This window comes from Synechococcus sp. ROS8604 (assembly GCF_014279655.1).
In the GTDB taxonomy this organism is placed as follows: domain Bacteria; phylum Cyanobacteriota; class Cyanobacteriia; order PCC-6307; family Cyanobiaceae; genus Synechococcus_C.
In genome coordinates this window covers 97,769-109,322 of record NZ_CP047946.1, presented here as the reverse complement: position 1 = coordinate 109,322, position 11,554 = coordinate 97,769, and the positions used below count along the sequence as shown (strand labels likewise).

At 48.3% G+C, this 11,554-nt stretch carries 8 protein-coding genes; 6 read left to right on the top strand and 2 right to left on the bottom strand.

Annotated elements, in window-relative coordinates; all coding sequences use genetic code 11:
- The first annotated feature begins 39 nt into the window (after positions 1 to 39).
- The 4 genes from SynROS8604_RS00520 (at position 40) to SynROS8604_RS00505 (ending at position 6,424) form a co-directional block, all read left to right on the top strand.
- Positions 40 to 756 (top strand): peptidylprolyl isomerase, encoded by a 717-nt coding sequence (locus tag SynROS8604_RS00520; protein ID WP_186544730.1) that lies wholly within the window; start codon positions 40 to 42, stop codon positions 754 to 756.
- 78 nt (positions 757 to 834) lie between these two features.
- Positions 835 to 3,789, top strand: coding sequence for a peptidase domain-containing ABC transporter (locus tag SynROS8604_RS00515; RefSeq protein ID WP_186544729.1), 2,955 nt, complete (start codon positions 835 to 837; stop codon positions 3,787 to 3,789).
- Entirely contained in the window at positions 3,789 to 4,745 is a 957-nt protein-coding gene (locus SynROS8604_RS00510; RefSeq protein WP_370586534.1) for an HlyD family secretion protein, read from the top strand. The genes SynROS8604_RS00515 and SynROS8604_RS00510 overlap by 1 nt, the downstream gene beginning before the upstream one ends.
- Before the next feature lie 347 nt (positions 4,746 to 5,092).
- Positions 5,093 to 6,424 carry a hypothetical protein gene (locus SynROS8604_RS00505; protein WP_186544728.1) on the top strand — a complete coding sequence of 444 codons (1,332 nt, stop codon included), beginning with the start codon at positions 5,093 to 5,095 and terminating at the stop codon, positions 6,422 to 6,424.
- 232 nt (positions 6,425 to 6,656) lie between these two features.
- Here SynROS8604_RS00505 and SynROS8604_RS00500 read toward each other — a convergent pair whose 3' ends face one another.
- Both SynROS8604_RS00500 and SynROS8604_RS00495 read right to left on the bottom strand, forming a co-directional pair.
- Positions 6,657 to 7,550, bottom strand: a complete 894-nt coding sequence (locus tag SynROS8604_RS00500) for a hypothetical protein (RefSeq protein WP_186544727.1) — start codon at positions 7,548 to 7,550, stop codon at positions 6,657 to 6,659.
- Between the two features lie 2 nt (positions 7,551 to 7,552).
- Positions 7,553 to 9,643 (bottom strand): acyltransferase family protein, encoded by a 2,091-nt coding sequence (locus SynROS8604_RS00495; RefSeq protein ID WP_186544726.1) that lies wholly within the window; start codon positions 9,641 to 9,643, stop codon positions 7,553 to 7,555.
- 2 nt (positions 9,644 to 9,645) lie between these two features.
- Here SynROS8604_RS00495 and SynROS8604_RS00490 point away from each other — a divergent pair, with 2 nt between their 5' ends.
- Together SynROS8604_RS00490 and SynROS8604_RS00485 are read left to right on the top strand one after the other, a co-directional pair.
- Positions 9,646 to 10,230 (top strand): hypothetical protein, encoded by a 585-nt coding sequence (locus SynROS8604_RS00490; protein ID WP_186544725.1) that lies wholly within the window; start codon positions 9,646 to 9,648, stop codon positions 10,228 to 10,230.
- Positions 10,231 to 10,286: 56 nt separating this feature from the next.
- Positions 10,287 to 11,525 carry a glycosyltransferase gene (locus SynROS8604_RS00485; protein ID WP_186544724.1) on the top strand — a complete coding sequence of 413 codons (1,239 nt, stop codon included), beginning with the start codon at positions 10,287 to 10,289 and terminating at the stop codon, positions 11,523 to 11,525.
- Positions 11,526 to 11,554 lie beyond the last annotated feature (29 nt).

The window sequence follows — 11,554 nt, the reverse complement described above, 5'->3', positions numbered from 1 at the left end:
CTCGTGAAAAAGCCAGAAGCCAATCGATACAGTGCCCCGATGACCGTCTCCATCGAAGCTCTCAACGCCGACGCCCTCGCCTTGCTGAGGCGCCACAACCTGCTGCGCACCCTGGTGGAACGGCAGGTGGTGGATGAAGCCGTGGAACAGGCCAGCCTGAGCGAAGAGGAACAAAAGGAAGCGCGGGATAACTTTGCCCAACGCAATCGCCTGCAAAGTCCTGAGGACATCGATGCCTATCGGGGCAGGCTCGGCCTCGGCCAGGAGGATTTCGACCAACAAATCCTCAGGCCTTACCGGATTCAAAAACATTGCGAATCCAACTTTCATGCCAAAGCCGAAGCCCATTTCCTCACCCGCAAAACCCAGCTGGACCAGGTGGTGTACAGCTTGCTCAGGGTGAAAGATGGGGCTTTGGCGAGAGAGTTGTACTTACGGATCGCCAATCGCGAAGCCAATTTCGCTGATCTAGCAGCGGCCCATGCCCAAGGCTATGAGCGCTCCACCAAGGGAATTGTGGGTCCGTTGCCCTTAACACAAGCCCATCCCCACTTGGCCGAGCGCCTGCGTACCAGCTCACCAGGCCTATTAATGGAGCCCTTTCGAATCGGCGAATGGTGGTTGGTGACCCGGCTGGAGAGCTACACCCCAGCCACCTTTAGCCCTGACATGGCTAAGCAAATGTCAAAAGAGCTGTTTGACGTTTGGGTTCGGGAAGAAACCGATAGCCGGATGAACAAGCTTCCCCAGGCTTGAGCTTTGAGACCAAAACCAATCAATAATGCATGCTTCATTTGATGTGGAGTCTGCGCGTCACAGCCGCTGCAAACACCTATGACCACGACTCCCATCGCCGCACTCCAAGAGCATCCAGCTTTTCGCAGCCTTAGCCAAGAGGGCCTGGCAAAAGTCAATCAAGCCGCCAAGTTGCTGCGCTTTCGCATCGGCCAGACCATTGCTGATGGCGCCACCATGCCCGCCAACGTGGTGTTGCTCCTGAACGGACAGGCACGTCTGCTGGGCCGCGAAAAAGGTCAGCTGGTGACCCTCGCCAAAATGGGGCCTGGTTCTTTGGTGGGCTTGGTGTCGTTGCTGCGTGGCGTGGCCTGCGAAGACGTGAGCACCTCCACCGAAGCCACCGGACTTGCCATCCCCGACCAATGCATCGCCGATCTGTATCGCGACGAAGAAAGCTTTCGCACGTGGTGCGACCAAACCCTGTGGCCCGCGGAACTTTCAGCACAGATTGAAGCGATTCAACAGCGCTCGGCCAAAAGCGACGGTTCCTTATTGCGCTGGCTGAGACCGCTTGCTGAGCAAGCCAAACTCCTCAAAAGAACGGATGAGGCGCGCCAAGGAGCGGCAGAGAAAGGCTTCAAAGTGTTTGCCCTCGATGCCGCCAAACCAACGGAGCTGGGGATTGCCAAGAGCGCCAATGATCCCTTACCTCCAGGGGCATCACCCTTTGTGCTACGCGTGATCGCAATCCCAGAGGCTTTGACGGAAGCCATCGCTGGAGAAGGCACAACCTCAGCGCTCACTCCCGAGATTGTGGAACACACCCAGGAGGAATTTCTCTCTTTGGAGGATGCTCCCGACCGCCCCGCCGCCAGTGGTTTGCATCAAACCGGCAGACCTGGTTCTGGCCGTTTCCGGCTGGTGCGAGGCGAAGGGCCCTTACAAGAAACTCTCGCTTGCTTCCAGATGATGGCAGCGGTGATGGACTTGCCCTTCCGCCGTGACGCGATTGAGAAGGTGTTGCGCGACGTGGCGCGCCGCAATCAAACCCCCAACATGCAAACCTGCGGCCAACTCGCCGCAGGACTCGGCTTACACGTGGTGGCGGCCAAGGTGCCCATAAGCGAATGCACGCGCCTCAAAACACCCGCATTACTGCAATGGGGCGAAGGGTTTGTGCTCGTGATCGGCAGCAGTAGCAACGGCTTGCTCTTGGCCTCACCTCGCGAAGGGGAAATCACGGTCTCCCCCGAACAAATTTCAGAACGCTGCCCAGAGGGTGTTGAAATTTTGTTAGTGGATCGCTCCCATAACACCCCCGATCAAACCTTTGGGTTCAGTTGGTTCCTTCCTGCACTGAGTCGATACCGCGGCGTTTTGGTTCAGGTATTTGTAGCCAGCTTTGTCGTGCAGCTGTTTGGCCTAGCCAACCCGCTGTTGATTCAGGTGATTATCGACAAGGTGATCAGTCAACGCAGCCTCGACACGCTGCAAGTGCTGGGTGTGGCCCTGGTGGTGGTGACTCTGCTGGAAGGGATCTTGGGCAGTTTAAAAACGTTCTTATTTGCCGAGACTACGAACCGCATTGACCAACGTCTTGGCGCTGAAGTCATTGACCATCTGCTTCGGCTCCCGTTGGGTTACTTCGATCGAAGGCCTGTGGGTGAACTGGGAACACGGATTGCCGAGCTCGAGAAAATCCGTAATTTCCTCACCGGCCAAGCCTTAACCACCATTCTCGACGCGCTGTTTTCAGTGATCTATATCGCCGTAATGGCTCTCTACAGCTGGGTGCTCACCCTGGTAGCCCTAGCGGTGCTCCCCATCCAAGTGGGCCTCACCCTGCTGGGAGCGCCGTTGTTCCGTCGTCAGTTCCGCCAGTCCGCTGAAGAAAATGCCAAAACCCAGAGCCATCTGGTGGAGGTGCTCACCGGCATTCAGACTGTGAAAGCTCAAAACGTGGAGATGGTGAGCCGCTGGAAATGGCAGGAGCTCTACAGCCGTTACATCGCCCGCACCTACGAAAAAACAATCACGGGAACAGCGGTCACCCAAGCCAGCCAGGTGTTGCAGAAACTGTCTCAGCTGCTCGTGCTTTGGGTGGGTGCCGCGATGGTGCTACAAGGCGAACTCACTCTCGGCCAACTGATTGCGTTCAGGATCATCAGTGGCTATGTGACGCAGCCACTGCTGCGACTCTCCACAATCTGGCAGAACATTCAAGAACTGAAGGTGAGCTTTGAACGCTTGGCCGACATCATCAACACCCCCTTGGAATCGAATGAATCCGATCAAGCCAAAATCCCTTTGCCACCCATTGACGGCCAGGTGAAATTTGATGATGTGAGCTTTCGCTTTAAGCCCTCGTCTCCGCCGGTCTTAAAGAACATCAACCTCAGCATCGAAGCCAACAGCTTTGTTGGGATTGTCGGCCAAAGTGGCAGCGGAAAAAGCACATTAGTGAAGTTATTGCCAAGGCTTTACACACCAGACAGCGGGCGATTAATGATCGATGAATATGACATCGACAAAGTTGAGCTCTATTCACTAAGACGGCAAATTGGAATCGTACCTCAAGATCCTCTGTTGTTTTCAGGCACGATTTCAGAAAACATTGCTCTTACCCAACCCGATGCGAACAGCGATGACATCGTGCATGCAGCACGCATGGCTCATGCCCATGATTTCATCATGCAACTGTCCAGTGGCTACAGCACCAATGTGGGGGAGCGCGGCAGCAATCTCAGTGGCGGCCAGCGTCAACGCATTGCAATCGCCCGCACCCTGCTTGGCAAACCCAAATTATTGGTGATGGACGAAGCCACAAGTGCACTCGATTACGACACTGAGCGCAGGGTATGCAACAACCTACTCGAATCGATGGATAACAGCACAGTGCTATTCATCACCCATCGGCTGTCATCGATTCGCCGTGCTGACCGCATCTTGATGATGCACGACGGAGCCTTGGTAGAAAGTGGTACCCACCAAGAATTGATCGACCTTAAAGGACGCTACTTCGCCCTTTATCGCCAACAGGAGGCAAGCTAATGCTTGGTCTTAAACAAGGACAAAATGCGCTAGACAAAGCCGTTAAAAGCTCAGACCATGATGAATCCGTGCTGCAGCAACCTCGGTACTGGATGCGGGCGATCACCTGGGGGCTGATTGGAACCACTGCATTCGGAGTGGGCTGGTTGTGTTTGGCAAAAACAGAGGAAATTGTAGTAGCAACCGGAAAACTTGACCCCCTTGGTGCTGTCAAAGAAATTCAAATGCCCGTCGGAGGCATTGCTGACGAAATTCTCGTGGAAGATGGTGACCGTGTTACAGCTGGGCAGGTCGTAATGCGCCTCGACACGGAATCAAGCAGCCAGCAGTTAAAATCTAATTTACAAAGTATTATTTCAAAAGAAGAGCAACTCAAACTCAAAACTTATGAACTCAAACGTTATCAGCAACTCAATGACGAAGAAGTAACCATGTTGAGTGGAAAATTAAAACTTGAAAATAAAATCTTGAGTCGTTATCAAGATCTTGCAGAACAAGGTGCTTCATCAGAGCTGCAATTCCTGCAGCAGCGCAACAAGGTACAAGAGGTTCAGGGTAAATTATCCCAAACAAAGGTGGACCGATTACGACAGACTGCGATTCTGCAGCAGGCCATTCAGCGAATGAAATCAGAGCTCTCAGATCTCCAAGCCAAACGCACAGAAGCCGAAGTCACCCTCAAATATCAAGCGCTGCGCTCTCCCGTGAATGGGGTCGTATTTGATTTGAAGCCTCGCTCTACCGGATATGCGGCGCAAGGCACCGAAACGGTGATGAAAATCGTTCCTTTCGACAAGTTACAGGCCAATGTGGAAGTGCCCAGCCGTGATATTGGCTTTGTGCGCGTGGGCATGCCAGCTGACATCAGCATTGATTCTTTCCCCGCCACTGATTTTGGCGTTTTGGAGGGAACGGTGAAATCAGTGGGATCCGATGCCCTGCCACCAGACCAGTAGAAACAACGTGACGAATATCGATATCCCACCACAATCACGCTGTCCAGCCAGCAACTCAAACTCAAAAGCGGAAAAAACCTTCCGCTTCAAGTAGGCATGAGCCTCACCGCTAACATCAAATTGCGCAAGGTCACCTATCTGCAGCTACTGCTTGGGAACTTTCAAGACAAGGCAGACTCCTTGCGAGAAATATAAATTTTCTATCAATCAATACACAGGTACTCCAATGACCGTATACATTGACATGAGTTAGTGACACCACTCAAACTGTCAGGATATTCGCACTGTCGAGTTGACATGATCGATTCACGCAATAAAATAGCCAGGTAATCCAAACTTTAAGGGCCTTGGCTTTTACGCGCACCCCCTCAAATCCAAATGAGTTTCCTGCTAAATACACAGGAACAGAGGCGAATGATTCACTATTCCTTGTAGATCAGCCTTCAACCGTTCTCATCGAGGGCCTTGACGGTAACGACGTTATCGACATCGTTGGTCCATTTCTTAACAATGGTATCATCAGCGAATACGCCGTATATGGCAATGGCGATGATGACATTATTGAAATTTCCGCTGCAAATGTTGTAGATAGCCTTGTTCAAGGTGGTGGCGGCAAGGACGTAATCCAGGTTGGTGATCGCACTTCACCAATCGCTTTCGGCGGAGCCGTAACCAACTCCATCATCCGTGGTGGAGCCGATTCCGATTACGTAAGCGTTGAAAGCGCTCAATCCGGTACTGTTGTCAATGGCAACAAAGCTAACGACCAGGTTGACATCTGGGGCAACACAAATGGAATCCGCGCTTACGGCGGTTCTGAGAACGACGAGATTTACATCTCCGATGGCACATTCAACAATTCATCAGTCAATGGTTCCGCTGGCGCTGACACGATCTGGGTTGGTGGTTGGAAAGGAGTTGGTGTAGATTCACCTGAAAATGTCGGAGCAGTTTCCATCAACAACTCCAGCATCTGGGGCGGCTCTGAGGATGACACCTTCTATTTGCTCGGTGATTTTATCGAGTCCGATGACCTTCTTGTCAGCGGTGACAAGGGTAACGACCAAATCTTCACCAGTACTCAAGGTGGCGCTTTTGCGGGTGGTGTAACTGGTACCTTCAACGGTGGTGAAGGCAACGATACCGCTCGGGGCACCTTCCAAACCGATAAGCTTGGTGGAACCAACACCTTCGACATGGGAGTTGGTGCTGACACCTTGATCTTGGAGAACGCCGGTGGGCTTGCTGCTAAAGACACCTATGTCTTCAATTCCGGTGACAGTGTTGCTGCTACCAAACTAGACAAGGATGGCTTTAATAAACTCCGGACTTCTACAACAATCACGTTCGGAAACGGAGTTGATGTAATCCAGGGATTAGATGCAACAGATAAGATCGATATTGATTTTACTCCTACTGGTCGCGAAGTCCTGTCTCCAGCATTCTTGCAGCCGAACAGTGGAGCAAAATATACAGATGTTCTAAATGCTAATACCATCTACGAAATTTACGGAAATGCAAATCCCAACACTGGACTGTTTGAAGTCACTGTCGAGGATTTTGGCAATTCGTCACTCTATATTGTAGGCGGCGAAGGCAAAACCCTTGAGGACGCTCTTAACACATCAGAGAATATCTTCATCTCTGACCGAGACTTGAATGTCGATCAGTTCATCTGATTAAGTATAGCTTGACACAACTAAGCCCTGCAAATGCAGGGCTTTTTTATGCTTACTGAACCACAGCCAAGGCAAAAGTGTTATGTGTCGCATGAATGAATGATGCTTACGCAATGAATCAATTAATTCATTGCCAACAATAAGTCGAACTCAGTTAGCCAACAGATGAGAATCGATACCAGATATTCACATTCAACGAAGGGTGACAACTGGGCAACATCAGAAGAGTGGATTAAAGCTCTACTCGTATATGCTCATGATCCAAATCGCATTGGCGAATCGATCGAGAGAATGAATAGATATCCTCTTGAAATGCACTCAAAGCATTAGACGAGTAAAGCTGCTTATGAGGCTCGTTAAGCTTCCCGCCCTTGCACCAAGACATGGTCTTCAGCAGAGACTTGCCTTGCCTAGCGAGGCCATACCTATTAAGAAGTCTTTTTATTGCTAACAAAGCAGCGTTGGGAGTCACATTAGTAGATTCATGAGCAACATTTCTAGACCCAACTGAACGGAAAAACAGAGATAAATTCTTAGAGGTATCATTAGGACAACCTAAAACAAGCCACTCATGCATATGAGCCAATATATTACTAGAAACTAGGCTATAGTTCAAAACTTTAACGTCACATCGTAGAGATACCAAGTTTTGCAAACACTTGGTAGCAATTCTCAGTGAGTCGTAGCCAGACGAAAAACAGCGAAGACTTCTTGCTTCGTCAGTTGCTTTTACTTTTTGAGCCCAAAGAGAATAACAATGGTCTGTAGGATTACGAACAAAGAGCATCACATGAATACGAGAAAACCCAAGACAATGCAGGAAATCAATAAATTGCCCACAGTGCACTGGTTCCGACAACTCACGAGCAAAATGCTCCTTACTAAAAAAATAACAATCAGAAGACAAGTCTAGATTTGTAATCACTTCAGGGTTCGTCTTGGATTGCAAAAAAAATTGAGTTAAGAGATGGCCATTACCCGAAATACTATCTTGAGCATCCGGATACACAAGACCACATTGCCTGAGCATCAGACGATTGAACTGAAAATAGCGTTGCAGATAACTCGTCCCTGTTTTACCCAAACCGATATGCAAAAAAACTGTGCGTTCACGAGCGGTGGCCATGGTTATCTCCGTTTTGCATCATCAGTCCATAAACGTAAAAAGCTGGGATAAAGAAATTCGGCCCCCTTCGCCGATAAATGTGCATGGTCTCGGTACAAACGAATGCCATTGCGATGGGTTTGGCACTCATCCACAGTGGGAGTACAGAGAAGAGAAAAGACATCCCAAAGTTCCAAGCCTCGGTCTTGCAAAGGCGCGAGCTGAACTAAAAGCGGATTAATTCGATTCTCTGCAACCTGACGCATTTGACGATTCGGCAAGGAGCAACGCTTCTCAGCATCCCACTGAAACCAGCGTAGTGGGTAGCGACAAACCGGATTAAAACGACGCGTAAACAGCGGAATTGGACTCTGGAAAATGACCCTTACGCCCTTAGACATAAGTTCATCTGTGATTTGCGTAAGACGATGGAGGAAATGATCCGAGTATTCACCACCCAGCTCCCGTGATGAAGACGCCAAGAGCACAACATCACCCGGTTGAGACGCTGAGACCAATCGCTTAAAACGAACATTTTCAAATCGGGTGCAATCATCATCAGGGTCACTTCTCCTCGAAGGGAAGGGACATTGGGCGCGTAACAGTACCTCAACACCAATTCCTTGCTCCTCCCGTAAACGACTCACAATTGGAGATAAATGCGCCGCAAAACTATCTCCAACAAGAAATAGGGTAGGAGCCTCAGATTTTTTTGGAGTGATACTGCAATTTCTTAAATCATCAACAGACAAGTCAACATTAGAGGTAAAACTAAATCGTTTAAAGCATCGCTTACGATTAATCAAAGTTCCCGCAATTTCAGGTGCATAAGCCAAATGAGGGAATGCAGCAGGGGGTGAATAACTACTGATGGCTTTACGACCAGTCAACGCAAACGTTCCTAAAAATAAGGTGGTCATACCCATACATAAACTACCCAATGCAAGCTCGCCAGCAGGATGCGGACGCCATCGATGACGACGCAAGGGATTCTCGATCATGGCATACATCAGCCAGGAAAGAGATATTGTGAGTCCTACAAGAACAAGGCTTGTATAAATATTAATATCGAAGATCCAGCGCATTAAAACAATTAGTGGCCAGTGCCACAAATACAACCCATAAGATCGAACACCAACAGCAACTAAAGGGGCCAACGACAACATTCGGCACAACCATCCAGCGCCTTCAAGCGTGAACAGTAACAACACCGTCATCACTACGGCCAAGGGAACACCGCCAAGCTTTCCGACGCCACTCCCATTGTTGAAAATATAAAAAAGATAGAGAAGACTCAAAACGGAAATATAATTTGCCATCACATTTTTCAGGCCTGAATGCATCAAGGCCCACACCTGTGGCGCCAGGCAAGCCAGAATCACTCCAGCTGCTAGTTCCCAAAAGCGAGTCGGCATCAAATAGAAGGCAAAACCAAAACCCCAATGTTGCTCAAGAAGTGCATGTTGAAACCAGCAACTTGCCACACCAAGCAGTGAAACAATTAAGATAAGGGCAATCCGTGAACGCCTAAGCAAAAACCATAGGAGAGGAAAAATAATATAAAATTGTTCTTCAACACCTAGCGACCAAGTGTGCAGGAATAAATTCATTTGCGCACTAATTCCGAAGTAATCAGTACGCTGTGTCAAGAGAAAAAGGTTAGACAAGCCAGCCAATGAAAACATTCCAGTCTTCATTGAAGTAAGGCGCTCCTGTGAGCCAGGATGCATCACAAATAAAGCGAGCAGACTACTGATGAAAACAACAACAATGAGGGCAGGATACAATCGACGCACTCGCCGACTATAGAAGCCAAGAATAAATTCCTTGAAATTTGTTTGAGGCTTATGAAGCAAGGAGAGGGTTACAACAAAGCCAGAGATTACAAAAAAGACATCAACACCAAGGTAACCATATGGAATCCAATCAGGATTAAGATGATTAATGATCACCGCAATCACAGCAACAGCCCTGAGTCCATCCACAGACGGACGATAGACATTTGGCGATTGACGCAATAAATGATTCAATGCGAGATCACTCCAAGAAAAATGCTTGTGGATGGTCGGTGTAAGATTGATTTTACTATTCCATATCACTTCTCCTGAAGCCAAAGATGATTGAAGGTCCTAACTTTATTTGGCTACATCTCCCCAAAACAGGAGGTACGAGCATGAATCGATTGATTCGTGAACATCATATTCCTGAGGTAGTGGTCGATCCAGATCATCTCGACAGCAAGCATGATTCCATTCCTGTTCGTGAAACACGCTCAGAATGGCGTGCAGGCCAAAGACAACGATTCATTACGGCTCGTCGGCTTGAAGCATGGCTGATCAGTGACTGGCAACATAAGCGTCGTCACATGGGAGTTCCGAATCTGGACTTCGAACCCGTGCGTTGCGGATTATTTTATTCGTTCCGTCTAGGTGGAACCTGGGTAGCCGCTGATTGGTGGCTTCAATATTTTGAACTCAATCCAACAATGCAAGCAATTCGCCTAGAATTTTTGCAAGAAGATCTCAATAAGTACCTCATACCGATACTTCCATCAGGGACTCAACCCTTTTCAGTACCACCAAGAGAAAACGCTAAACCAATCGAATTGAACAAAGAAGAGCCTACTCTTACAACAGAAGAAAAGATTCGAATTAAAAAGGTGAATCCTCTCTGGAGCAGTTGGGAGGAAAGCTTATACTAGTTGACTGTTGCACGTCAATTGGCGCAAATTCATTGAGATAAAATCATAATCAGATCATGAAGATCCTTTTCGTCCATCAAAACTTTCCCTCTCAATACAAACACATTCTTCAGGAATTGAGCCAAGAAGGCCACGAATTAGTGGCTCTTGGATATTTTCCACTATCTGAAGATGTACCACCTAACTTACACTACATACGATACCCAATCAAACAAGAAAGCACAAGAGGAATTCACCCCTTAGTGATTGATCTAGAAACTAAAGCCATCAAAGCCGAAGCTTGCGCCATCACTGCATATCAGCTCAAAAAACAAGGATTTTATCCTGATCTTATCTGTGGACATGCTGGATGGGGTGAAACTTTATTTCTCAAAGATATCTGGCCACAGACGCCACAGCTCACCTATCAAGAATTCTTTTATCAACCGCAAGGATTCGATTCACATTTTGATCTGGAATTGCAACCAAAGGCCAGCTGGCTAAGCAGCGCCCGTCTTCATTTTAAATCAGCAAATAGTTTTCTTAGCCTAGAAAGAAGTGAATGGAATCTAACCCCTACCAAATTTCAGCGGAGCAGTTTTCCAATCCATTGGCAACAACGAATGAGCGTCATTCACGAAGGAATCGATACGGAGATCATCAAACCAAAAGAACATCACGAGCCCCTACAACTCAGCGATGCATTAATAACAGGCAAGACTCCACTAGTGACCTTTGTTAATCGCAGATTAGAACCCTACAGAGGATGTCATACTATGATTCGAGCTATTCCAGAAATTCAGTCAAAGGCTCCCACTGCCCATATAGTATTGATAGGGCATACAGAAGGCACAAGTTATGGAAAGAAGTGTCCTGAGGGAGAATGGAAAGATTACTTCCTTAAAGAAATAGAGGGGAATTACGATCCATCCAAAGTCCATTTTACTGGCGCTCTCCCCTTCCATCGCTATCTTGATCTACTTCAACGATCGTGGGCTCATGTTTATTTAACATACCCTTTCGTTCTGGGTTGGAGTATGTTAGAAGCGATGAGTTGTGGATGTACGCTAATCGGTTCAAACACTGCTCCCGTTCAAGAGGTGATTGAGCATCGCAAGAATGGTTTGTTAGTTGATTTCTTTGACCCTCTAGCCTTAGCACGATCGGTTGCCTCGATGCTGCAAGATCGTGATCAAGCCATGGATCTTGGTTCAAAAGCACGAGAAACAATCATGAACCGATTTGAGCGAAAAAGTTGTGTACGTGATCACATCCGCCTCATTCATCAGGTAGCGAAGGGTTCCTTTGACCAGTGACTGAAACCTATCCTATGCTGTAGGCCGAA

Bases quoted from the DNA above. Each gene is read 5' to 3' on its own strand.
- SynROS8604_RS00520 (WP_186544730.1), top strand. From the start codon at position 40: ATGACCGTCTCCATCGAAGCTCTCAACGCCGACGCCCTCGCCTTGCTG.
- SynROS8604_RS00515 (WP_186544729.1), top strand. From the start codon at position 835: ATGACCACGACTCCCATCGCCGCACTCCAAGAGCATCCAGCTTTTCGC.
- SynROS8604_RS00510 (WP_370586534.1), top strand. From the start codon at position 3,789: ATGCTTGGTCTTAAACAAGGACAAAATGCGCTAGACAAAGCCGTTAAA.
- SynROS8604_RS00500 (WP_186544727.1), bottom strand. From the start codon at position 7,550: ATGGCCACCGCTCGTGAACGCACAGTTTTTTTGCATATCGGTTTGGGT.
- SynROS8604_RS00490 (WP_186544725.1), top strand. From the start codon at position 9,646: ATGATTGAAGGTCCTAACTTTATTTGGCTACATCTCCCCAAAACAGGA.
- SynROS8604_RS00485 (WP_186544724.1), top strand. From the start codon at position 10,287: ATGAAGATCCTTTTCGTCCATCAAAACTTTCCCTCTCAATACAAACAC.